The organism is Aeromonas sp. S5(2024) (assembly GCF_041403025.1).
GTDB classification, from domain to species: Bacteria; Pseudomonadota; Gammaproteobacteria; order Enterobacterales; family Aeromonadaceae; genus Aeromonas; species Aeromonas hydrophila.
Window position 1 is genome coordinate 783,484 of the sequence record NZ_JBGLRI010000001.1, and the last position, 21,218, is coordinate 804,701.

A 21,218-nucleotide genomic window follows, 5' to 3' on the forward strand; every position below is an offset into this window, starting at 1 on the left:
CGGTGTCAGGTGATAACTAGATCTGTACAATTAAAATTTCAAATTAAAATTTATTTTCTGTGATCGTCTAGTCCTATTATATAGAACTCAGCCCCTGAAGACCTGATTGCGTTTTCAGCGCTAACTAATAACACATCCAACTGTGTTTTTATTTTAGAGTTATCTACTGATGTATAGATACTTTTCTGGGTGTGAGGCTGTATTACTATTACCCGTTTCTTTATATGCTTGTTATCTTTTAATGATTCTATCTTGCTGAAAAAGTCTTCTGGCTGTGCTTTTATTCCGTCATGCCAGCATAGCTTCTCTGTTGAGTTACTATACCGTTGGCGGAGATCTTCAACTAGAGTTTTTCTTGTGCAGTAACGTAGATTTTTAACGGCTTGGTTTAATACTATATCATGTGCACCGACAGATATTCTCCTTAAGGGAGATGCGCTCTTAGCAGCTTTTATATGAATTAAAGATATTATGTGATAATTACTATATTCCACGTAGTGGATGAAGTCTGCTTTTTCTCCTGCACCATCATCACAGTACAACCATCCTTTTGAAGATTCTGATGTGTTAAATTCGCTTGGCTCAATCCAGTAACCATTCCAACGATTCTTAACCCAACAGAATAGAGATTTATTCTTTCCCGTTTCCTGCAAGTCAGGTTTTTTGGGATCACTTCCTGGCTTTTCTTTTGTGACATCATAGTTCTCATAGTCGGCCCATATGAATTTATTGTATTCAACGTCTTGATAGCCAGTTCTAAATACCATTCCATTTACAATGGCATGACCTGATTCAAACCAACACTTTATCAACTCTGGGTATCTGAATACTCGTGTGTAATAATCAAAACATTTCTTTTTTATAGGGATTTGTGTTTTCAGCTCTAATGTGACTTTGTAATCATCAACCTTAACGGCTACGCACACATCGCCAATATGCGTTCCTTGATAAGTAATCTTCAATGAAATGTCTTTGCCTGTAAAGGATGGAGTAAGCTCAGCAGAATAATCATACTGTAATTTTCTAAGTAGCTCTTTTCGTACTTGGCCGTCTTCTTCAGATATAAACTCATAATCAACAAGGGAAAAGTCATAAGGCGAATTAAGATCATCAGGGTTGGATATAGGGTAAGAGAGTATTCCTATTGGTGTTTCTGATTCACTAGCATTTGACGTTAATATATCAAGAATTTCAATGGTTTTATTTTCAAATGAGTTCCAGTCATTACAAGGTCCTCTCCAGATCGACGAACGAAAAGGATTTATCCCAAGTGAACTCTTTCTATTGTGACCATGCACTTCAGTTCGTACAGCAGACATCATATAAGATTGATCTATTAGAGGGTCAAGTGTATCAGCAACACTTTTCCCACCTAAAACTTTTGAATCAGCTTTGAAATTTCCTTGACCATGGATTCCTAATAGCCATAACATTTTTATCTCATCTTCGTTTATGAAGTTGCCATATAATTTTCTTATTGGTACTGGATAAATGTGTTCAAGTTTTTTTCTACCAAAGTAGTCCCTGATTAAATCTTTTTTGCCTTTCTCAGAAAAATAGAATGCAAAGTGATCTTTTACAAGGAAACTAACAAAGACATGGTTTTCAATATCTTTTATATCAATATTTTTAGACCAGCTAGGTTCTTTTCTTACAGAATATGGAGTGATTTTTACTAAGCCTAACTCATTTATGCTATCGATAATGGTATTGCCTGTTGTCATCTCACCATCTGACTCATCATTTAATATTTTTAAAATTGCACCATGATAATCAAAGTTTTCGTCACTATTCTTTGATTTTATGGCAAGTAATATTGATAGATATGGTGCTACATTATTTTTATCTATGTTCATAATATGTTCTCATCCCTGTCGATATATGAAAAATCATTTTCACTTAGTCTGTATATTCTATGGGTGAAACGTAGTTATAAGTATGAGGAATAGGGTGTTATCACGACTGAATGCTCAATGTCTGGCCCCCCATGGGGTGAGGGAGGGGGCGGTTATTCTTGTTCAAGGTTAGTGGCAACAAGCTTGTCCCCAAATCCTGGTTATCAGAAATGGCATTGAATTAAGTTAATTACTATGAATACGTGCTGTCTGATGGTCTATTTCTTAAGTTTTCTATTTTTCCTTGCAGCCAGTTCATTAAGTTCATGCTCGATCAATTCAAACCAGGTTTTATCTACGCGCTCGAAGGTATTCTCTTCATGAAAATATTTTACCAGTTGGCCTTCTTCATTATAACAATAGACACCGTCATCGGCCCAAACCTTGAGAACTGGAATTACATTATGACCCAATTCTTTGAACTGTTCTGCTGCTATATGTATATTCATCCATTCAGGAGCATCCTCGCTATAAGCGTAAGAATAAACACCTCGTAAAAACTCCCAAAATGGTGCCACAGCCAATATTTCTGCATATGGCCACAATTCCTCTTTAACCTCTATAAAAAATCCACCTAGCGATCCCATAGCATGAGAGATATAGTCATCTGGTAATTTAATTCCATACTTCTCTCCAAGAATAATCACCTCATCTTTTGTTGGAGCCTGATCTCCTGCCGCAACAATGTAATAATCATCATCCCAGATATCAAGTATCAGTTCTCTAGTTTTATCTGTTACGTTAACCATTATAGATTGTCATCCTATTTGTATTGCTGATTATATATTGAGGGTGATTTACTTTGGGGTAGCCCACGTATTCTGTATGGCGTTATTATTCCAATCTGGTTGACCACCTTCACCCTAATAATTTCCCGCAAGGAGGGGGCTGTTGTCTCAGATGATTATGCCTTGCTAAGCGCCCCTGTAGTCTATCACCTAAAATAGAGGGACAAATACATTGGTGAAAAAATAGCAACAGTACAGAGCAATGTATTTATGGAAAAATACTTCCATCGCATGGTGATTAATAAAGCCAAGGCGACTGTAATATTTATCAATGGCCAGAGTATAACAAAAAGATAGTTAAGAATATGCATGTGAGTGCTGTATGTAAATATGACGTAAAATAGATATGCATGACCAAGTAAAAAGACAGGTGTGGTTTTTTTGATAAGTAGATCGAATTTTGATTCCGGTTTAACTTCAGTGCTGCTCATCGACGACTGCCTTGTATATAGAGATAATTTATGAACAATTTTATAGTTATCAAGATTTCAATAGATGGCTATTTCCCGAATACATAGGGATCAGCTAACTGGCCTCGGGGCTGCGGGTTGGGTGTTGCCCCCTGTTGTTCGCCGAGGCGAGGGCACAAGGTCAGGAGCGCCGTCATGGACGACGGCGCAGACGCAGGCGGTACAGGGATGTACCGTCTGCGTCGTTCCGCCAGACCTTTTGCCTGAACCGAGGGCACCCGACGCAGGAGGGCGAACAAGTGGGGGAGAAGACTTTTGGTGACTTTGGGTCTTTCCAAAGTCACTCGCCAAGCCGCGCAGCGGCGGCGAAACCCCATCGAGGACGGAGTCCTCGTGTCCTGCATGGCGGAGCCATGCCAATCGGGCGAGTGACCCCTCACCCTAACCCTCTCCCGCAGGGGGAGAGGGGATCGTTCCCCGGTGCAATGCGCTTCGCTTATTGGCACCCTACTTGTCTCCCGCAAGGGGAGAGGGGATCGTTCCCCGGTGCAATGCGCTTCGCTTATTGGCACCCTACCTCTCTCCCGCAAGGGGGGATGGTGACCACGGACGATTACGCTGCGCTAATCGACCCTACAGGCTTATTGCACCCTGCGCCTCATCCCGTGGTGGGAGAGGCGACCCTCCCGCTGCTTGGTGCCCCATCCTCTGGAATGCTAGGATGCCCAACCGTCCTTTATCCAACCCTTATCACTTATGGCAAACCCGCTCGTTGGCAGTAAAAACAGGATCACTCGGGCAGGGCGCTGGCTCGCCACCCGCGGCGCCGCGCTCTTTGCCGAACTCTCGGAGTTTCAGCAGCGCATCTGGGTGGTCAGCATAGTGAACGACACCTACACGGATACCTTTATCGTCAACGAAGGCAGCTTCGAGGAGCCCATGCAGTGGATGCGGCGCAAGCAGTACAGCGCCGACATGCTGCAGCGGGTGGATGCCATGCAACGCTCCCAGGTGATCCAGGTCGAACTGGGTGACATCCGCCATCGCCTGATGCGGGTCAAATAACCCGAATAGTGCCAAGCCGTATCGGGCGTTGGGCCAAACAGGGCGGCTGGCTCACAGTCCGCGCGCTATCTGCCAAAGACGCTGCCGCCCCTGACTGTCGCCGCCACCTTGCGCCCTTGACCATCCATGAATACTCGGGGCCAACAGGGGCCGATGGTCATCTTACGGAACCCGCCTCGGCGGGGCCATCCAAATCCATGAAATTAGTGATGCAACTATCAGAATTAAATGGTTTTTCTCCTTTGCTGGAAAGTGGCAACCGGCGGTTGACCCGCGGCCGGGGTGTGATGGAAGATGAGCGCCGCACCCGGCTGATAAGCAGGATAAGCAGAGCGCCGGGCGCAGTGATGAGCATAGCGGGACAGAGCCACCGACAAAGGCAATGAGCGCCACCGCCAAGCCGCCGCAGCCAATAACGTCCACGACAGGTGCCGCTTCCTTTGACAGGGGCGGTCACCACGGCTCAGATCGGGCCGGCATCGCGTTGGCCGCAAACGGAGCGCGTTGCCGGACAATCGAGGGTCGTTCGACGACAAAGGCCGCCAAAACCGCAAAATTTGTGCCACGGCGGGGGCGCGCGGCTTGTGAAGGGCCCCCGGGGTTGGCTATCGTTTCAGGAATAGACATGCAAGCAGGGAGGTGTGCATGGACAGAATATTGCAGGCGTTGTCGCTGCAGGTGACCGGGGCGCGGGATCTGGAGAGCCTGACCCGCCCGCTGCTGGAGATGCTCGAGACGGTCACCGGGCTTGAATCCACCTATCTGACCGAAATCGACCTTGGTCACGACACCCAACATATTCGCTTTGCCCGCAACGCCGCCACCTTGCAGATCCCCGAGGGGGGCTCGGTGCAGTGGGGCGATGCCCTCTGCCGGCGGGCACTCGACGAGGGGCGCTTCTACACCGAGGATGTGGCGAGCTGCTGGGGGGATTCCCAGGCGGCGCGGGCCCTTGGCATTCGCACCTACCTGAGCTGCCCGGTGCAGACCCCTTCGGGCTCCCTCTATGGCACCCTGTGCGCCGCCAGTGCCGAGCAAAAGCCGCTGATGGCGGGATCGGATCACCTGATCGCCTTCTTTGCCCGGCTCATTGCCGAGCAGGTGGAGCGCGAACAGCTGCTGCAGCAGTTGCAGCAGGCCAACCACGAGTTGTCACGCCAGGCGCTGAGCGACCCGCTGACCGGGCTGCCCAACCGGCGGGCGCTGATGCACGAGCTCAACCGGCTGTTTTCACTGGCCGAGCGGGTCGAGCATCCGCTGCTGCTCGGCTTCATCGATCTCGATGGCTTCAAGGCCATCAATGATACCCATGGCCACGACACCGGCGACCTGCTGCTGCAACGGGTCGCCGGGGCGCTGTCAACCGTGCTGCGCGGCAGCGATCTGCTGGCGCGAGTGGGGGGCGATGAGTTTGTGGCGGTGGGGATGGGGCCACAGTGCGGCGAAGAGACGCGGGAGGCGGCAGTGCAGGGCTTTCAGCGCCGACTGTTCGAGGCGAGCCTGGTGCAGCTCGAGGTGCCCGCCGGCCTGCTGCACTACCCCGGTGCCAGCGTGGGGGTGGTGGCCATCGATCCGGCCAGCAGCACGGTGGACGAGGCGCTGAGGCTGGCCGATGCCTGCATGTACGAGGTCAAGCGCCAGCGCCGTCGGCCGAGCTGACTGTGCAGGCGAGTCAGGCAAACAAAAGGGGCCCCGGCGGGCCCCTTTTTCATGCCGCCCCTCAGCGGGCGGGGAAGTACTTGGCCTGGATCTGCTGGAACTCGCTGCTGGCCAGCACCTGGGTCAGGCCGCTCTGGAACTCCTTGACCAGCTCGTCGCTCACCGGGTGGCTGAAGGCGAAGCAGAACTGCTCCGAGCTCAGCATCCAGAACACCTTGAACTGGGCGGGATCCAGCTGCTGGGAGGCGATCAGATCCAGCATGGTGGTCTTGTTGGTGGAGATGAGATCGACCCGGCCCGAGGTGAGCATCTTGAGCGCCTGGGGCAGGCGGTTGGCGGTCATGATCTTCTGCTCGTCAAAGCCGTTGTTGAGCAGCAGTTGCTCCCCCACATCGGCCCGCACCGCCCCTATGTTGTACTTTTCGGCATCTTCCAGCTTGGCGATGTTGACCGGGCTCTTGGCCAGCCCCATCAGCACAATCTCGGCATAGCCGATGGGGCAGGCCCACTTGAACAGCGGATCCCGCGCTTCGGTGCGGGCGGTGGAGAAGAGCACCACGTTGGGTTTCTGGGTCAGCAAATAATAACCCCGCGCCCAGGGCATGATGGTGATGGGTTGCTGCGGGGTGTTGGTCTTCTGCCAGACCTGCTGGAGCAGCTCGACGGCAAGCCCGGTGGGGGCGCCGGATTCGTTGGAGAAGTTGTAGGGTTTGTACTCTTCGGTGAGGTAGTGCAGCTTGCCAAGCTCCGGGCTGGCCTGGGCGAGGGTGACAAACGCGAGTGCGGCGAATCCAATCCATTTTTTCATGTTGGCCATCCTGGTGGGGTGTAGCGTCATTCTCAAGTGTTATCAAAGCCCGCCAAATCGCCACTCGCCGTGCACTGGCGGCGAGAGGTACTTGGCCTCACTCAGGGGGCGGGCAGGTATTTAAGCTGCAGCCGCTGATATTCCGAAGAGGCGAGCGCCTGGGTGAGGGCGCGCTGGAACTGCTTGATGACGCTGTCATCCACCTGGCGACTGAAGGCGTAGCAGAGCTCCTCGGCATCCAGCACGAAGGCGACCGTGAAGTCATTGGCATCGAGCTGCAGCGCCTTGATGGCGTCATAGCCCGCCAGCTTGCCGGTGGCCAGCAGATCGGCGCGGCCCGACACCAGCATCTTCAGCGCCTGGCTCAGCCGGTTGGCGGAGATGATACGGCTCTCGTCCATGCCACGGTTGAGCAGCAGCTGTTCGGAGGCATCGGCGCGCACGGCGCTGATGCGGTAGTCGTTGATCTGCTCGACGGCGCTGAGGGTGAGGGGGCGGCGCTTGTGGGCCAGCAGCACGTACTCGGAGTAGCCGATGGGGCACACCCACTTGAACAGGGGGTCGCGGGTGTCGGTGCGGGCGGTGGAGAAGAGCACCACGTTTGGTTTCTGGGTCAGCAGGTAGTAACCCCGCGCCCAGGGCAGGATGCGAATGGGCTGGGCGGGGGTCTGGGTGCGCTGCCAGATCAGCTGCAGCAGCTCCACCGCCAGCCCGCCGGGCTGACCGGTCTGGTCGGTGAAGTTGTAGGGGGGATACTCCTCGGTCAGGTACTCCAGCTTGCCGAGCTCGGCCTGCGCCGTGCCAAGGCATGACAACAGCAGCAGGCAACCGCAAAACCTTATCCTCATGGGCATTCCTTGGCGTAGCGCGGGCGATCCATCTTGCCCTAGTGTGGGCAAAAAAGCCTGATATTGCCAGTAGTTACCAGCGCGCTCTGGTATTTCCCACCGGTTTTAGCTGCTCATCGCGCAGCCCCACCAAGAGCGCCTTGCCGCTCTCCTGCAGGCGAAATTCGCCGTAGCGCGCCGCCTCGTACTGCTCGCCGGTGCCCTCTTCAAAGAAGTAGGCGTCGGGGCCGATGAGCCACTGGCCGTCGCTGCGGCGCACCTGCAGCCGCCGCTCATCGCGAGCCAGCTGATCCGGCTTGCCCCCTTCCACCCAGCTGGCGACCTGCTGCTCGTCGAGGCGGATCACCAGGGTGTCGGCAGGGGCCTCATCCTGTTGCCGGTTGCCGAGCTGGCGGGCCAGCTCGTAGTTGAGGCGCATGTAATCCCCCTGCATCAGGGAGCGCGGGTCGACCGGGGCGAGGCGCAGCAGCACCACCTCGCCGCTGCTCATGGCGCGTTCGTAGCGCCAGACGGTGACATTGATGGCCGCCAGGATGGCGAGGCCGGTCAGCAGCAGGGCGAGTCGTCTCATGAGGGGCTCCGCAGGCTCAGCCGTTTGAGCAGCTGGCGGGCGCCGAGCAGCAGCGCGCCCGAGCCCAGCAGCAGCCAGGATTTGGTCATCAGGGTCAGCCCCAGATCGTAGTAATAGAGGGAGCCAAAGCCGACCAGCAGCAGGCCGGCCAGGGTCATCAGGCCGACGCTGCCGGCATAAAAGCCGAGTACCAGCACCAGGGCGCCGGCCCCCATGCCGGGAATGAGGGCGCTGATCAGCACCAGCGGCAGTCCGTACAGCAGCGGCAGTTTCAGCCTGATCATGAGCCCCAGCAACAGGGCGGCGCAGAGCAGCGGGTTGAGCCAGAGCGGCAGGCGGGAGTGGCCCAGCTCGTCGAGCATGCTGGCGCCGCCGTCCCACAGCGGGTGGTGCAGGCGCCCCAGCACCAGCAGGGAGAGCGCCAGCCCCAGGGTGAGGGATTCATAGAGCTGGTGGCGCACTGGATCGCGTTCTGCCTGCAGCCAGCAGAGGGCCACCGCCGTCATCACCAGCGGCAGGGCCAGCAGTTGCAGGCCGAGGCAGGCGAGGCCAAGCGCCAGCAGGATGGCGGCGGCGAAGCTGTGAAACAGCCGGATCAACCAGTGCTCGAACAGGGCGGCGATGGCCAGCGACAGCAGGGCGAGGCCGAACCAGAGCGGAGCCGAGTGCAGATCCAGCCGATCGAGCAGGCCGTAGAGCAGCCAGGCGTCGCCGGCCAGCGCCAGCGCCAGCACGAACTGATCCCACAGATCGCTGCGGGTGGCGAAGCGGTTGAGGCAAAAGGCGATGACCATCAGCACGACGCCCATCAGCAGGGCGCTGTCGGCATCCCGGGTGAGCTGGGAGAACGACATGAACAGGAAGAACAGCAGGAACAGGGCGGCAATCCAGCCCACCATGCCGAGCAGAAAGCGGCTCGACCAGTGGGGCTGGTCGTCACGGGGGGCATCCCCTTCCACCAGCCGGGCCCGTTGCAGTCGCTGCCAGGGGGTCAGATCACTCATGGGGCCTCCGTTGTTGTTGCAGCCAGCGGCTGGCCGCCACCGACAGGCCGATGGCGATGAGGCAGAGCAGCAGGAAGCCATCCACGTCCGGCTCCATCCATTTGCCGAGCGCGGTCAGCAGCACCACGATGAGGCTCAGGCAGCCCATGGCGAGCCCGGCGATGAATCTGTGGTGCCAGCGCAGGTAGGCGGCCGCCAACCAGCCGAGCCAGGCCGGCCAGACCCAGGGGGAGGCGACATCAAACAGCGCCAGCAGGGTCAGCAGGGTGACGCCGAACCCGGCGGCCAGCCCCGCCAGCCAGGAGGGCATCAGCCGGTAGTGAGCGGGCACCAGCAGCAATATGCCCCAGAGGGCGGCGTTGAACAGGGTCAGGCACCAGCCGAGAGCCTCCTCGTTGAAGGCGAAGAAGAAGTTGAACAGGCCGAGCCGCCAGTAGAGGACCAGCGCCAGCTGGCCGAGCAGCCAGCTCAAGGTCCACAGCAGCGGGCTCTGGCCGAGCGCCGCCAGCGGCAGTAGCATCAGCGCCCAGGTGGCGAACAGCTGCCAGGGATCGGCGCCGGTCTGGTAGGTCTGTCCCACCAGTGCCAGCAGGGCGCCGATGTTGAGGGCGATGGCGAGCAGCAGCGCCTGGCGCTGACTGTCGGCGAGGGGCTTGCGCCACAGCAACAGCAGCATGGCGAGCAGCGGCAGCTCCAGCAGCGCGAGGCGCGAGAGGCGGCCCAGCTCCTGCCAGTTGAAGGCGACGAAGAACACCAGACCGGCGCCCAGACACAGGCTGCCAAGCCAGAGCAGCAGCCGATCGAACAGCCACTGCCAGCGGGCAGGGCCGGGGGGCAGCTCGCACAGGGCGAGGGCGGCGGGCAGACTGGCCCGCTCGAGGCGTCCACGCCTGACCCAGTCGAGCAGCGTCTGTCTTGAAGTGAAGTGCATGGGATGCTCCATCAGGTTTGCCGCATTATGCCACGGCCATGGCGCCGATTGGCAGCCCCCGTCTGCGGGCGCTCCCAGCCTGGCAAGCGGATGCAAAAAGCCCCGCCAAGGGGCGGGGCTTGCAAGGACACGACATGGGCGCGGGAGTGGCGTCGGCAAGTGCTCACCCTTGCCTCGCCACCTTCTGATCCGGCCGGGTCAGGCGAACAGCAGGGTGCTCACCCCGAGGCCCACAAACAGGATGGCGCAGGCGATGCGGATCCCCTTGAGCGGCAGGCGATCGGCCCCCAGCTTGCCAAGCAGCACCACCGGCACGTTGGCCAGCATCATGCCGAGGGTGGTGCCGGTGATGACCTGGGTCAGCGAGTCATACTTGGCCGCCAGCAGCACGGTGGCGATCTGGGTCTTGTCGCCGATCTCGGCGATGAAGAACAGCACGAAGGTGGCCATGAAGGGGCCGTATTTGTCGAGCGGGCTCTCCTCGTCGTCCATCTTGTCCGGCACCAGGATCCAGGCGGCCATGGCGATGAAGGCACCGGCCACCAGATAGGTCATCACCTTGGGATCGAGCCAGCGGCTGATGAACTCGCCAAGCCAGGCGGCGCCGGCGTGGTTGAGCAGGGTGGCTGCCAGCATGCCGGCGATGATGGGCCAGGGCTTGCGAAAACGACAGATGAGCAACAGCGCCAGCAGCTGGGTCTTGTCGCCGATTTCGGCAATGGCCACGCTGAGGGTTGAGGTTAACAAGGCTTCCATAAAAATGACCGGGGGACGGAATTGTTATACCTGAGACAAGCCTGCGCCATCCGTCCCCGGTATTGGCACTGGCCCGTCAAAGGTCTTGTCAAATCCGCGGCTGGCGTGGATCACCCTGACCATGGTGAGTTGGCACCAAGTATGTTGATCAGGGTCGCGAACCGGTTTGGGGCCGGCTGGCGAGACTACTCCCCCTCGATGGGAGCGGGCATTCTAGGGAAAAAGCGAAAGTGACGCAAGCCGGGCGGCGCGGGGATCAGCCGCCCACCAGCTTGACGCTGAAACCGGCCTTCTCGAGCTCGGCCTTGATCAGATCCCGTTTGTCCCCCTGGATCTCGATCACCCCCTCTTTCAGGCCGCCGCCGGTGCCGCACTTTTTCTTGAGCAGGGTGGCGAGGCTCTTTTGCTGTTCGGCCGGGACGCCGTGGATGGTAATGACCCCGGCGCCCTTGCGCCCCTTGGTTTCGCGGCGAATGCGCACCACCCCGTCGGCGGGGAAGGGGGAGGCGGATTGCGGCTGGTTCTGTTCTTTGATTATGCCGCCGTCCGTGCTGTAAACCAGGCGGCTGTTGTTGTCGTGACTCATGGCAGTTATTTGTGGGTTAGCTAAGCGGAGTTTGATTTTACTCAAATAAGCGTTGAAAACACGGATTATAATGCCCCAAGTAAAAGAGAATTATTATTGTTTAACTTCAGGAGTCAGTCATGGTACTCGCGCAGTTGTCACCGGGACAGAGTGCTCGCATCAAGAACATGAATCAATTAACCCGTCCCCTGCGGCGCAAGCTGATGGTGATGGGCTTGTTGCCCCAGACTGAAGTCATCTATTTGCGCGCGGCCCCGCTCGGGGATCCGCTGCAGATCCAGTGTCAGGGGATCTGCCTCTCCATGCAAAAAAGCCTTGCCCAGCAAATCGAGGTCGAACCGGTATGAACTACTCCCTGGTAACCGTCGGCAACCCCAATAGCGGCAAGACCTCCCTGTTCAACGCCCTGACCGGGGCCCGCCAGCAGGTGGGCAACTGGAGCGGCGTCACCGTCGACAAGAAGATGGGCGAATTCAGTGCCCAGGGCCACGACTACAAACTGATGGACCTGCCCGGCATCTACAGCCTGGCCAACCAGGAGGGGAGCCTGGACGAGCAGATCGCCAGCCGCTTCGTGGAGGGCCAGCAGCCGGATCTGCTGCTCAACGTCATCGACGCGGCCAACCTGGAGCGCTCCCTCTACCTCACGCTGCAACTGCGCGAGCTGGGGCTGCCCATGGTGGTGGTGCTCAACAAGATGGACATCCTGCAAAAGCGGCGCATCACCATCGACGAGTGCAAGCTCGCCAACACCCTCGGCTGCCCGGTGGTGGCCCTCTCGGCCCACAACCGCCAGCAGGTCGCCGCCTTCAAGAACCAGATCCAGCAGTTCATCGGCCAGCCGCAGCCGGCGCTGTTGCTGGACTACGGTAGCGAGCTTGAAAAAGATCTGGCGGAGCTTGAGACCCTGCTTGCCCCGCACCACCTCACCACCCGTGGCCGCGCCCTGCGCCTGCTGGAAGAGGATGCGGTGATGCAGGAGACCCTGCTGCCCGGTCAGCAGGCCGCCGCCGCCAACGTGGTGGCCCGCGCCCACCACGGGCAGGATGTGGACCTGCAACTGGCGGACATCCGCTACGGCCACATCCACCAGTGGGCCGCCCAGGCGTGCCAGCAGAAGGGCAAGCTCACTGCGGCCCAGAGCGAGCGGCTCGATCGGGTGCTGCTCAACCGCTGGTTCGGCATCCCCTTCTTCCTGCTGGTGATGTACCTGATGTTCATGTTCGCCATCAAGGTGGGCAGCGCCTTCATCGACTTCTTCGACATCATGGGCGGCGCCCTGTTTGTCGACGGGGTGCACCACCTGTTGGGGCTGATCCATGCGCCGGACTGGCTGGGGGCCATCCTGGCGGACGGCTTCGGGGTGGGCTTGCAGACCGTTGCCACCTTTATCCCGGTGATCGGTTGCCTCTATCTGTTCCTGGCGGTGCTGGAGAGCTCCGGCTACCTGGCCCGCGCGGCCTTTGTGGTGGATGCCCTGATGCGTCGCCTCGGCCTGCCGGGCAAGGCGTTCGTCCCCATGCTGATGGGTTTTGGTTGCACCGTGCCCTCGGTGATGGCGACCCGCACCCTCAACTCCGAGCGCGAACGGCTGATGACCTCGGCCATGGCCCCCTTCATGTCGTGCGGTGCCCGTCTGCCGGTCTACGCCCTGTTCGCGGTGGCCTTCTTCCCCGAGTCTGGCCAGAACCTGGTGTTCGGTCTCTACCTCATCGGCATCCTGGTGGCGGTGCTCACCGGCTTGTTGCTGCGCAATACCCTGCTGCCTGGCAAGAGCGACTCCATGCTGATGGAGATGCCGGACTACGAGTGGCCGCGCCCGGTCAACGTCGGCATCAAGACCTGGCAGAAGCTCAAATCCTTCGTGTTCGGCGCCGGTAAAACCATAGTTCTGGTGGTCGCCGTGCTGAGCGTGCTCAACTCGCTCGGCACCGACGGCAGCTTCGGCCACCAAGACCAAGAGAGCTCGGTGCTGAGCAAAATCAGCCAGGCGGTGACCCCGGTGCTGCACCCCATCGGCGTGCGCGATGACAACTGGCAGGCCACGGTCGGCATCGTCACCGGCATTTTCGCCAAAGAGGCGGTGGTCGGTACCCTCAACAGCCTCTACGCCGGCAGCGGTGACGGGGAAGAGGAGGCGAGCGAGTTCTCCCTGGTGAACAGCTTCCAGGAGGCGATCGCCGCGGTGGCCACCAATCTGGCCGACATCGACCCGACCGACCCCATGGGGCTGGCGGTGGGCAACCTGGATGACCAGAAAGCCGCCGCCGAGGCGCAGGAGGTGGACGTCTCCACCTACGGCAACATGCAGAGCCACTTCGACGGGGCGGCCGGTGCCTTCGCCTATCTGTTGTTCGTGCTGCTCTACATGCCCTGCGCCGCCGCCATGGGCGCCCTGGTGCGGGAAACCGGTCGCCAGTGGGCCCTGCTGACCGCCGCCTGGTGCAACTACATGGCCTTCATGTGCGCCACCGTCTTCTATCAGCTGGCCACCTTTGCCGCGCACCCCGAGCAGAGCCTGTTCTGGGTGGCGAGTTACGGCGGCTCCCTGCTGCTGCTCTGGTGGGCCGGTCGTCGCCACGGCGACATCGTCGCCCGCAAGGTGGTGACCCTATGATCCTGCGCGAGCTGGGGGAGTACCTCGCCGCGCAGCAGAAGGTGAGCCGGCGCGAGCTGGCCCGCCACTTCCACACCTCGGAAGATGCGGTGGAGGCCATGCTCGGCGTCTGGATGCGCAAGGGACGGGTCGCCAAGCGGGAGACCCAGGTGTGCGGCGGCTCCTGCTGCGGCAAGAGCCAGGAGGTGATGTTCGAGTGGTGCGAGCCGGGCCAGATTGGTCTGGTGCAGAAGGGCTGAGCTCACGCCCGATAGCCCGTATTCAGATATAAAAAAGACCCGCCGCTGGCGGGTCTTTTTTATTGGCGCGTGTTCGCCGTGTTGGCGTAGAGGGGGAGGGGCAGATCAGCGCCCCGGCCAGCGCTGGCCCACCTCGGCGTGGCGATACCAGGCCATCAGCGCCTGTTGGCCGGCGATGTCGTCCACCGCCGGTGACCAGGGGGCGAAGTCCTCTTCCCGAAAGGGGGCGTAGGGGCCGTGTTTCACCTCGAAGATGACGGCGCCGGGATCCAGAGATAGCACCGCATGCCAGCTGGCGATGGGGGTCTCCAGCACCGAGGTCTCTTCCCCCAGCACGGCACGGGCAATGACGGTACCCTCGTCATCGAAGTTGAGCACCACGAAGCGGCCTTGCAGCGAGGTGAGCAGCTCCCAGGTCTGCAGGTGGCGATGGGGACGGATATAGGTGCCCGGCTCCATGGCGATGGCCAGGCGCTGGATGGGGTCGGCCAGCTCCTGATGCAGGTTGTGGTTCATGCGCAGGCGCGGGGAGTGGGCGGCCTCGTCGGCGAGGCTGGCAAGGCGGGCAACATCCAGTTTTTTCATATGCGATTCCATGGTGAGACGAAGGCAGGGCCGAGCGCAGAGTAGCATGCCCGGCAACCGGTCAGGCAAGGGGCGAGCGGTAAGCAAATGTAAAAAGGGAGCCTCTATGACTCCCTCTGCTATGTCTGTTCGGCATCACAATCTGGCCAGCATCTCCTTGGTGACCAGCACTATACCTTGCTCGGAGCGGTAGAAGCGGCGGGCATCCTCGCAGGCGTTTTCCCCCACCACCAGCCCTTCCGGCAGCTTGCAGCCCTTGTCGATTACCACCCGGCGCAGCCGGCAGCCCGGGCCTATCTCGACCCCGGGGAAGATCACCGCCTGATCCAGGGTGCAGAAGGAGTCGACCCGCACATTGGTAAACAGCACCGAGCTGACGATGAAGGAGCCGCTGACGATGGTGCCGCCAGCAAACATGGAGTTGATGGTCATGCCGTGCTGGCCGTTTCTGTCCTGCACGAACTTGGCGGGCGGGGTCATGTTCTGGCTGGTCCAGATGGGCCAGTCCTGATCGTAGATGTCGAGCTCCGGGGTGACGGAGGCGAGATCCATGTTGGCCTCCCAGAACGAATCCACCGTGCCCACGTCGCGCCAGTAGGGGCGTTTTTGCGGGCAGCAGCCGACGCAGGACATGCTGAACGGGTGGGCATAGGCGGTGCCCTCTTGCACCACCCGCGGGATCACGTCCATGCCGAAATCATGGTGGGAGGCCGGGTTGGCGAGATCCTCTTCCAGCAACTGGTAGAGGTAGTCGGCCTCGAAGATGTAGACCCCCATGGAAGCCAGCGCGGTGTCCGGTTTGCCCGGCATGGCCGGCGGGTTGGCGGGTTTCTCGACGAAGGCGTTGATCTTGCGATCCCCATCCACCGCCATCACCCCGAAGGCGCTCGCCTCATCCCGCGGCACCTCGATGCAGGCCACCGTGACCTTGGCCCCCATGTTGACGTGATCGAGCAGCATGGCGGCGTAATCCATCTTGTAGATGTGATCCCCCGCCAGTACCACCACATACTTGGGGCCGTGATCGCGAATGATGTCCAGATTCTGGTAGACCGCATCGGCGGTGCCGCGATACCAGTTGACCTCGTCCACCCGTTGCTGGGCGGGCAGCAGGTCGATGAACTCGTTCATCTGGTAGCGCAGAAAGGACCAGCCGGACTGCAGGTGGCGCAGCAGGCTGTGGGATTTGTACTGGGTCACCACCCCGACCCGGCGAATGCCGGAGTTGATGCAGTTGGAGAGTACGAAGTCGATGATGCGGAACTTGCCGCCGAAATGCACTGCCGGTTTCGCCCTGTTGTCCGTCAACTGTTTGAGGCGACTGCCCCGCCCTCCTGCGAGAACCAAGGCCATGGTCTCGTTCAGCAACTGTCTGGACTGTGCTGTATTGGCAGGTTGTAACAACATTGAATACCCCTTTATTGATAGAACCCCTTGATACTGCCTCCTTTGAAGCCAGTATGAAAGTGCTTTCACTCACACTTCTCACACGGTTTTTCGGTGAAGTGATGGTTTTGTCATTTGTGATGACAAAATCTGTCGCAGATGGCGCGATAGTTCACCAGATGTCACGGCGGCCCTGGGCTGGCGAGGAGGGCGGTGGCCTTGAAGGGCGGCCAGATGCGGGCGTTTCTTGTGCAAACACCCGCCGAAGCGGGTGTTTGCAAGTGTCGTCAGGGGGCGGGCGAGGTCAGAACAGATCGTCTTTTTCGTCCTTGGTGGGTTCGAGGCTCCAGCCGGTGGCATCGCTGCTGCTCGCGATCTGGCCCTTCTCCTTCCACAGCTTGATCTTGAGGCGCAGGTTGTTGGCCGAGTCGGCGTTCTTTACCGCCTCCTCCTCGTCGATCACCCCTTCCACCACCAGATCGAACAGGGCGCTGTCGAAGGTGACCATGCCGAGGGCCTTGGATTTCTCCATCACCTCCTTGAGACCGCCAAACTCGCCACGTTTGATCATGTCGCGAATGGTGTGGGTGCCCAGCATGATCTCCACCGCCGCCCGGCGGCCACCGTCGCTGGTTTTGACCAGCCGCTGGGAGACAAACGCCTTGAGGTTGTTGCCCAGATCGTTGAGCAGCTGGGGCCGGCGCTCTTCCGGGAAGAAGTTGATGATGCGATCCAGCGCCTGGTTGGCGTTGTTGGCGTGCAGGGTGGAAATCGCCAGGTGGCCGGTCTCGGAGAAGGCCAGCGCATGTTCCATGGTCTCGCGGTCGCGAATTTCCCCGATGAGGATCACGTCCGGTGCCTGGCGCAGGGTGTTTTTCAGGGCAGCGTGGAAGCTGCGGGTATCCACCCCCACCTCGCGCTGGTTGATGATGCTCTTGCGGTGGCGGTGCACGAACTCCACCGGATCCTCGATGGTGATGATGTGGCCGCCGCTGTTGCGGTTGCGATGGTCGATGAGGGCCGCGAGCGAAGTGGATTTGCCCGAGCCGGTACCGCCGACGAACAGCACCAGGCCGCGCTTCTCCATGATGGTGTCGAGCAGCACGGGGGGCAGTTTCAGATCCTCGAAGCGGGGGATTTCGGTTTTGATGTTGCGCGCCACCAGCGACACTTCGTTGCGCTGCTTGAAGATGTTGATCCGGAAACGACCGATCTGGGGCAGCGAGATGGCGAGGTTCATCTCCAGCTCCCGCTCGAACTGCTGCTTTTGCTCGCCGTCCATGATGGCGTCGGCTATTCTGGCCACCTCGCCGGGTTCGAGCGGCGTCTCACTGAGCGGGCGCAGGCCGCCGTTGAACTTGGCGCAAGGGGGGGCGCCGGTCGACAGATAGAGGTCGGAGCCATCCTGCTTGGCCAGGATCTGTAGCATGTCTCGCAATTCCATTGGTTTTGCCTCGTCTATCAAGCAGATGCAACTACATCGAATGTCATTGAGTGTACAGCGTCAGGCGCCGGTGAGTTTCTCGCGAAAGACAAAAAACACCGCGCCCAGGATGCACAGGCCGGCCCACAGGTAATCCCATTTCAGATCCTCTTTCAGATAGAAGATGGAGAAGGGGACGAACACGGTGAGGGTGATCGCCTCCTGCAGGATCTTGAGCTGGCCGACGGAGAGCACAGTATGGCCGATGCGGTTGGCGGGCACCTGCAGCAGATATTCGAACAGCGCTATGCCCCAGCTCACCAGGGCGGCGATGATCCAGGGTTTGTGATTCATGCTCTTGAGGTGGGCATACCAGGCGAAGGTCATGAAGACGTTGCTGCACAGCAGCAGGCCGATGCTGGTAAAGATAGGGTTCATTAGGTTCTCCTTTAAAATCAATCGCATTTTATCTCCGAACCACGGGTTTTCATAAGTGGGGCGGCAGGGTATTTTTAATCCATCAAGGATGAAGTCACAGAGGGTTGTACGGGATGGGCAAGACAAGCTGGGGTGTGCTTGGTCTGCTGTTTGCCTGCCTGGTGCATGGGGCGCCGACCCTGACGGTGGCCACCGATGTCTGGCCGCCGTTTCGGATCGTGCAGCCGGACGGCCGCTTCGGCGGACTGGACATGGACATCTTGCAGCAGTTGCAGCGCCGCAGCGGCATCCGCTTCGAGGTGAAACGGGTGCCCTGGGGACGGGCGCTCAAGCAGATGCAGACCGGCCAGGTGGACCTGATGATCGGGCTGGCGATGACGGCGGAGCGGGCGGCCTTCATCGATTATCTGCAGCCGGCCTACTATCAGTGCCGGCCGGCCTTCTACGGCAAGGCGGCGGCGGTATCGACCCTGCGCACCTACGCCGACCTCCAGGGCAAGAAGGTGGGCTATGTGCTCAATTCGGCCTATTTTGCCCCCTTTGATGCAGACAACCGGCTCGACAAGCACGGGGTGCCCACCGAGGATCAGCTGCTGCGCATGGTGCAGCGCGGCCACCTGCCGCTGATGATCGGCACCGACTGCCAGGTGGACTACGCCCTGAGCCAGGACAACGAGGCCGGCCTGCTCAAGGCGGCCTATCAGCCGCCGCAACCTGTGGTGCTCTATCTGGGCATGAGCAAGCACTCCCCCCATCAGGCGCTGCAGCAACCGCTGGCACTGGCCCTGCAGGAGCTGGTGGCAAGCGGCGAAATTGCCGCCCTCGCCAAGCCTTACCAGCCTTGACCTCGGGTAGTAACACGCTGTTATCATGCGTTTTTCATGACTCGCGCCGGCTGCTCGACAGGCTCTGGCGCCGGCTCGTTCTCACCTTCGGAGAGCCTCTGTGTATCTCTCTTTGCTCGCCCGCCAGCAGCGCTGGCAGCGGCGCTGGTTGCTCGGCCTGCTGCTGCTGACCCTGGCGCTGTTTCTCTGCTCCCTCGCCTGGGGCGAATTCGTCTTGCTGCCCTGGCAGCCGCTGGGGGATCTCGAGCAGCGCATCCTGCTGGAGCTGCGCCTGCCGCGCGCCCTGCTGGCCCTGCTGGCGGGGGCGGCGCTCGCCTGCGGTGGCGCCGTGCTGCAGGTGATGCTGCACAACCCGGTGGCCGAACCCGGCCTGCTCGGCGTCTCGAGCGGGGCGGGACTGGCCGCCATGGTGGCGATGGCGGTGGCCAAGGCTTTGGGTATCTATCTGCCGGGCTGGGGGCTGTCGCTGGCGGCCTTCGGCGGCGCCCTGCTGGTGACCATGCTGCTCATTCGGCTGGCGCGCCGGGCCCGGCTCGGCCACGCCCGGCTGCTGCTGTTCGGGGTCGCCATCGGCATCCTCACCAACGCCGCCATGACCTGGCTGATGTACTTTGCCGATGACGGCTCTCTGCGTGAATTCATGTTCTGGATGATGGGCAGCCTGGCCTACGGCAGCCAGCAACTGGCCTGGTGGTGGCTGCTGTTCCCGCTCGCCCTCGGCTGGCTCGGCTGGCAGGGCAAGGCACTGCAGCAACTGCTGCTGGGAGAGACCCAGGCCCGCCTGATGGGGCTCGATGTGGACAAGATGCGGGTGCGGCTGGTGCTGGCGGTGTGCCTGCTCACCGGCATGGCGGTGGCGCTGTGCGGGGTCATCGGCTTCGTCGGCCTGGTGGTGCCCCATCTGCTGCGGCTCTGTGGCGGCAGCGATCAGCGCTTCCTGTTGCCCGCCTCGGCGCTGGGGGGCGGCGCCCTGCTGCTGGCGGCTGATCTCATCGCCCGCTCCGCCCTGCAGGCGGGGGAGCTGCCCATCGGGGTCATCACCGCCTCGGTCGGCGCCCCGCTCTTCATCTATCTGTTGTTGAGGCAAGATGCCCATGCCAGCACCTGATCACCTCGGGGGTCAGCCCCCCTTGCTGGCGGCCCGCGCCCTGGCCGTCGCCAACCGGCTCGCCCCCCTCGACCTTGCCTGGCAGGGGGGCCAGCTGGTGGCCCTGCTCGGCCCCAACGGCAGCGGCAAGTCGACCCTGCTCGGCGCCCTGGCCGGCCTCTTGCCGGGGCAAGGGGAGGTACGCATCGGCGGGGAGTCGCTGGCGGACTTGAGCTGGCCGGCGCTGGCACAGCGGCGGGCCATGCTGCCCCAGCGCCAGCCCCAGCTGTTCCATATCCCGGTGTTTCAGGTGCTGAGCCTGGGGCTCGATGAGGCACAGCCAGCGGCCAGACAGAACGAGGCCATTCAGGCGCTGTGCCAGGCGCTGGAGCTGGACGCCTTGCTGGCGCGGGACTTCAGCCGGCTGTCTGGGGGGGAGCAGCAGCGGGTGCTGATTGCCCGCACCCTGCTGCAGGTGTGGCCGAGCCTCAACCCGGGCGGGCGAGTATTGCTGCTGGACGAACCGTTGGCTGGGCTGGATCTGCATCATCAGCTGGCGCTGCTGCGGCTGCTCAAGCAGCTGGCCGGGCAGGGGTTGCTGGTGGTACTCGCCATCCACGACATCAACTTGGCCATCGATTGGGCCGATCGCCTGCTCTGTCTGCAACAGGGGCGGGTGGTGCGGGAGGGGGGCGTCGAGCTGGTGGACGAGGCGCTGCTGGCGCAGGTGTTTCAGATAAAGACCGATCGCATCGAGGCGGGTGGCCGGGTCTGGTTTATGCCGAGCCTGTGAGAGACAAACAAGGCCCTGGCGTCAGCCGAGGGCCTTTTTGAAGAAGACGACCCGCTCCGTTTCGGCAAAGCCGAGTCGCTGGTGCAGCTGCTGGGAGGCGAGGTTGTCGATGGCGGCATCGGAGGCCAGCTCGCGACAACCGAGCTCGCGGCCCCACTGGGCCACCCGGGCAATCAAGGCCTGGGCCAACCCGCGCCGGCGCGAAGCTGGCTGCACATAGACCCCTTCCAGATAGACCACCGGGCTGCTCTCGCAGCCGTTCACGTAATCGCGGCGCAGGGCCGCATCGGCAAAGGCCACCGCCTGGCTCTGCGCATCCAGCACCAGAAAGGCGTTGAGATGGGCTGTGGCCAGCAGCTCGGCCCCTTCCTGCAGATGGGCAGCCATTTCGTGGTGCGGCCACAGCTGCTGGCGCAGGATTGCCCACTGTGCCAGCCGCGTCTCATCGAGAGGCACGATCCGCCAGTCGGCGTTCGTCATCCGC

At 60.1% G+C, this 21,218-nt stretch carries 22 protein-coding genes; 8 read left to right on the forward strand and 14 right to left on the reverse strand.

Going from position 1 to position 21,218, the window contains the following annotated elements; translation table 11 throughout:
• Positions 1 to 50 precede the first annotated feature (50 nt).
• Together ACB032_RS03585 and ACB032_RS03590 are read right to left on the reverse strand one after the other, a co-directional pair.
• A complete protein-coding gene (locus ACB032_RS03585; protein WP_371137357.1) occupies positions 51 to 1,856 on the reverse strand; it encodes a hypothetical protein in 1,806 nt (601 codons plus the stop codon).
• Between the two features lie 257 nt (positions 1,857 to 2,113).
• Complete coding sequence (locus tag ACB032_RS03590; RefSeq protein ID WP_371137358.1) at positions 2,114 to 2,644, reverse strand: hypothetical protein; 531 nt, start codon at positions 2,642 to 2,644, stop codon at positions 2,114 to 2,116.
• 1,205 nt (positions 2,645 to 3,849) lie between these two features.
• Here ACB032_RS03590 and ACB032_RS03595 point away from each other — a divergent pair.
• Positions 3,850 to 4,158 carry a hypothetical protein gene (locus tag ACB032_RS03595; RefSeq protein ID WP_371137359.1) on the forward strand — a complete coding sequence of 103 codons (309 nt, stop codon included), beginning with the start codon at positions 3,850 to 3,852 and terminating at the stop codon, positions 4,156 to 4,158.
• A 645-nt stretch (positions 4,159 to 4,803) separates the two neighbouring features.
• A complete protein-coding gene (locus ACB032_RS03600; protein WP_371137360.1) occupies positions 4,804 to 5,817 on the forward strand; it encodes a diguanylate cyclase in 1,014 nt (337 codons plus the stop codon).
• A gap of 61 nt (positions 5,818 to 5,878) precedes the next feature.
• Here the strand turns inward: ACB032_RS03600 and ACB032_RS03605 are convergent, their stop codons facing one another.
• From ACB032_RS03605 to ACB032_RS03635, 7 genes are all read right to left on the reverse strand, one after another.
• Positions 5,879 to 6,625 (reverse strand): ABC transporter substrate-binding protein, encoded by a 747-nt coding sequence (locus tag ACB032_RS03605; protein ID WP_011706560.1) that lies wholly within the window; start codon positions 6,623 to 6,625, stop codon positions 5,879 to 5,881.
• Between the two features lie 101 nt (positions 6,626 to 6,726).
• Positions 6,727 to 7,473, reverse strand: coding sequence for a substrate-binding periplasmic protein (locus ACB032_RS03610; RefSeq protein ID WP_371137361.1), 747 nt, complete (start codon positions 7,471 to 7,473; stop codon positions 6,727 to 6,729).
• Positions 7,474 to 7,546: 73 nt separating this feature from the next.
• Positions 7,547 to 8,044, reverse strand: coding sequence for a GDYXXLXY domain-containing protein (locus tag ACB032_RS03615; protein ID WP_017410864.1), 498 nt, complete (start codon positions 8,042 to 8,044; stop codon positions 7,547 to 7,549).
• Entirely contained in the window at positions 8,041 to 9,048 is a 1,008-nt protein-coding gene (locus ACB032_RS03620; RefSeq protein ID WP_371137362.1) for a DUF4401 domain-containing protein, read from the reverse strand. The genes ACB032_RS03615 and ACB032_RS03620 overlap by 4 nt, the downstream gene beginning before the upstream one ends.
• Positions 9,041 to 9,979 (reverse strand): DUF2157 domain-containing protein, encoded by a 939-nt coding sequence (locus ACB032_RS03625; RefSeq protein ID WP_024945953.1) that lies wholly within the window; start codon positions 9,977 to 9,979, stop codon positions 9,041 to 9,043. Before ACB032_RS03625 ends, ACB032_RS03620 begins: the two co-directional genes overlap by 8 nt.
• A gap of 198 nt (positions 9,980 to 10,177) precedes the next feature.
• Positions 10,178 to 10,735, reverse strand: a complete 558-nt coding sequence (locus ACB032_RS03630; RefSeq protein ID WP_010633534.1) for a TMEM165/GDT1 family protein — start codon at positions 10,733 to 10,735, stop codon at positions 10,178 to 10,180.
• Between the two features lie 256 nt (positions 10,736 to 10,991).
• Entirely contained in the window at positions 10,992 to 11,321 is a 330-nt protein-coding gene (locus ACB032_RS03635) for a translation initiation factor (RefSeq protein ID WP_371137363.1), read from the reverse strand.
• A 119-nt stretch (positions 11,322 to 11,440) separates the two neighbouring features.
• Here ACB032_RS03635 and ACB032_RS03640 point away from each other — a divergent pair, with 119 nt between their 5' ends.
• From ACB032_RS03640 to ACB032_RS03650, 3 genes are read left to right on the forward strand one after another with little or no spacing between them, the layout of a single operon-like run.
• Positions 11,441 to 11,668: a FeoA family protein gene (locus ACB032_RS03640; RefSeq protein ID WP_005302641.1), complete on the forward strand. Its 228-nt coding sequence runs from the start codon at positions 11,441 to 11,443 to the stop codon at positions 11,666 to 11,668.
• On the forward strand, positions 11,665 to 13,938 hold the full coding sequence (gene feoB, locus ACB032_RS03645; RefSeq protein WP_371137364.1) for a Fe(2+) transporter permease subunit FeoB: 2,274 nt from the start codon (positions 11,665 to 11,667) through the stop codon (positions 13,936 to 13,938). The genes ACB032_RS03640 and feoB overlap by 4 nt, the downstream gene beginning before the upstream one ends.
• Positions 13,935 to 14,177: a FeoC-like transcriptional regulator gene (locus ACB032_RS03650; protein WP_011706553.1), complete on the forward strand. Its 243-nt coding sequence runs from the start codon at positions 13,935 to 13,937 to the stop codon at positions 14,175 to 14,177. Before feoB ends, ACB032_RS03650 begins: the two co-directional genes overlap by 4 nt.
• A 105-nt stretch (positions 14,178 to 14,282) precedes the next feature.
• Here ACB032_RS03650 and ACB032_RS03655 read toward each other — a convergent pair whose 3' ends face one another.
• From ACB032_RS03655 to ACB032_RS03670, 4 genes are all read right to left on the reverse strand, one after another.
• Positions 14,283 to 14,762: a WbuC family cupin fold metalloprotein gene (locus ACB032_RS03655; protein WP_371137365.1), complete on the reverse strand. Its 480-nt coding sequence runs from the start codon at positions 14,760 to 14,762 to the stop codon at positions 14,283 to 14,285.
• A 135-nt stretch (positions 14,763 to 14,897) separates the two neighbouring features.
• Entirely contained in the window at positions 14,898 to 16,169 is a 1,272-nt protein-coding gene (glgC, locus tag ACB032_RS03660) for a glucose-1-phosphate adenylyltransferase (protein WP_017410869.1), read from the reverse strand.
• A 283-nt stretch (positions 16,170 to 16,452) separates the two neighbouring features.
• Positions 16,453 to 17,592, reverse strand: coding sequence for a type IVa pilus ATPase TapW (gene tapW, locus ACB032_RS03665; RefSeq protein WP_011706550.1), 1,140 nt, complete (start codon positions 17,590 to 17,592; stop codon positions 16,453 to 16,455).
• 60 nt (positions 17,593 to 17,652) lie between these two features.
• The gene (locus tag ACB032_RS03670; RefSeq protein ID WP_371137366.1) at positions 17,653 to 18,009 is read right to left on the reverse strand and encodes a DMT family protein; all 357 of its coding nucleotides are present in this window, start codon (positions 18,007 to 18,009) and stop codon (positions 17,653 to 17,655) included.
• Positions 18,010 to 18,122: 113 nt separating this feature from the next.
• Here ACB032_RS03670 and ACB032_RS03675 point away from each other — a divergent pair, with 113 nt between their 5' ends.
• From ACB032_RS03675 to ACB032_RS03685, 3 genes are all read left to right on the forward strand, one after another.
• Positions 18,123 to 18,854 (forward strand): ABC transporter substrate-binding protein, encoded by a 732-nt coding sequence (locus tag ACB032_RS03675; RefSeq protein WP_029300033.1) that lies wholly within the window; start codon positions 18,123 to 18,125, stop codon positions 18,852 to 18,854.
• Between the two features lie 100 nt (positions 18,855 to 18,954).
• Complete coding sequence (gene btuC / locus ACB032_RS03680; RefSeq protein ID WP_323940842.1) at positions 18,955 to 19,962, forward strand: vitamin B12 ABC transporter permease BtuC; 1,008 nt, start codon at positions 18,955 to 18,957, stop codon at positions 19,960 to 19,962.
• Positions 19,949 to 20,734, forward strand: a complete 786-nt coding sequence (locus ACB032_RS03685) for an ATP-binding cassette domain-containing protein (RefSeq protein WP_275201650.1) — start codon at positions 19,949 to 19,951, stop codon at positions 20,732 to 20,734. The genes btuC and ACB032_RS03685 overlap by 14 nt, the downstream gene beginning before the upstream one ends.
• A 21-nt stretch (positions 20,735 to 20,755) precedes the next feature.
• Here ACB032_RS03685 and aac(6') read toward each other — a convergent pair whose 3' ends face one another.
• Entirely contained in the window at positions 20,756 to 21,214 is a 459-nt protein-coding gene (aac(6'), locus tag ACB032_RS03690) for an aminoglycoside 6'-N-acetyltransferase (RefSeq protein WP_371137367.1), read from the reverse strand.
• Between the last annotated feature and the right edge of the window lie 4 nt (positions 21,215 to 21,218).

Excerpts from the sequence above, each read along its gene's own strand:
- ACB032_RS03615 (WP_017410864.1), bottom strand. The coding sequence starts at position 8,044 with ATGAGACGACTCGCCCTGCTGCTGACCGGCCTCGCCATCCTGGCGGCC.
- ACB032_RS03600 (WP_371137360.1), top strand. The coding sequence starts at position 4,804 with ATGGACAGAATATTGCAGGCGTTGTCGCTGCAGGTGACCGGGGCGCGG.
- ACB032_RS03605 (WP_011706560.1), bottom strand. The coding sequence starts at position 6,625 with ATGAAAAAATGGATTGGATTCGCCGCACTCGCGTTTGTCACCCTCGCC.
- feoB (WP_371137364.1), top strand. The coding sequence starts at position 11,665 with ATGAACTACTCCCTGGTAACCGTCGGCAACCCCAATAGCGGCAAGACC.
- ACB032_RS03590 (WP_371137358.1), bottom strand. The coding sequence starts at position 2,644 with ATGGTTAACGTAACAGATAAAACTAGAGAACTGATACTTGATATCTGG.
- ACB032_RS03655 (WP_371137365.1), bottom strand. The coding sequence starts at position 14,762 with ATGAAAAAACTGGATGTTGCCCGCCTTGCCAGCCTCGCCGACGAGGCC.
- tapW (WP_011706550.1), bottom strand. The coding sequence starts at position 17,592 with ATGGAATTGCGAGACATGCTACAGATCCTGGCCAAGCAGGATGGCTCC.
- ACB032_RS03620 (WP_371137362.1), bottom strand. The coding sequence starts at position 9,048 with ATGAGTGATCTGACCCCCTGGCAGCGACTGCAACGGGCCCGGCTGGTG.
- ACB032_RS03670 (WP_371137366.1), bottom strand. The coding sequence starts at position 18,009 with ATGAACCCTATCTTTACCAGCATCGGCCTGCTGCTGTGCAGCAACGTC.
- ACB032_RS03625 (WP_024945953.1), bottom strand. The coding sequence starts at position 9,979 with ATGCACTTCACTTCAAGACAGACGCTGCTCGACTGGGTCAGGCGTGGA.
- glgC (WP_017410869.1), bottom strand. The coding sequence starts at position 16,169 with ATGTTGTTACAACCTGCCAATACAGCACAGTCCAGACAGTTGCTGAAC.
- ACB032_RS03650 (WP_011706553.1), top strand. The coding sequence starts at position 13,935 with ATGATCCTGCGCGAGCTGGGGGAGTACCTCGCCGCGCAGCAGAAGGTG.
- ACB032_RS03585 (WP_371137357.1), bottom strand. The coding sequence starts at position 1,856 with ATGAACATAGATAAAAATAATGTAGCACCATATCTATCAATATTACTT.
- ACB032_RS03595 (WP_371137359.1), top strand. The coding sequence starts at position 3,850 with ATGGCAAACCCGCTCGTTGGCAGTAAAAACAGGATCACTCGGGCAGGG.
- ACB032_RS03630 (WP_010633534.1), bottom strand. The coding sequence starts at position 10,735 with ATGGAAGCCTTGTTAACCTCAACCCTCAGCGTGGCCATTGCCGAAATC.
- ACB032_RS03685 (WP_275201650.1), top strand. The coding sequence starts at position 19,949 with ATGCCAGCACCTGATCACCTCGGGGGTCAGCCCCCCTTGCTGGCGGCC.
- ACB032_RS03610 (WP_371137361.1), bottom strand. The coding sequence starts at position 7,473 with ATGAGGATAAGGTTTTGCGGTTGCCTGCTGCTGTTGTCATGCCTTGGC.
- ACB032_RS03675 (WP_029300033.1), top strand. The coding sequence starts at position 18,123 with ATGGGCAAGACAAGCTGGGGTGTGCTTGGTCTGCTGTTTGCCTGCCTG.
- ACB032_RS03635 (WP_371137363.1), bottom strand. The coding sequence starts at position 11,321 with ATGAGTCACGACAACAACAGCCGCCTGGTTTACAGCACGGACGGCGGC.
- ACB032_RS03640 (WP_005302641.1), top strand. The coding sequence starts at position 11,441 with ATGGTACTCGCGCAGTTGTCACCGGGACAGAGTGCTCGCATCAAGAAC.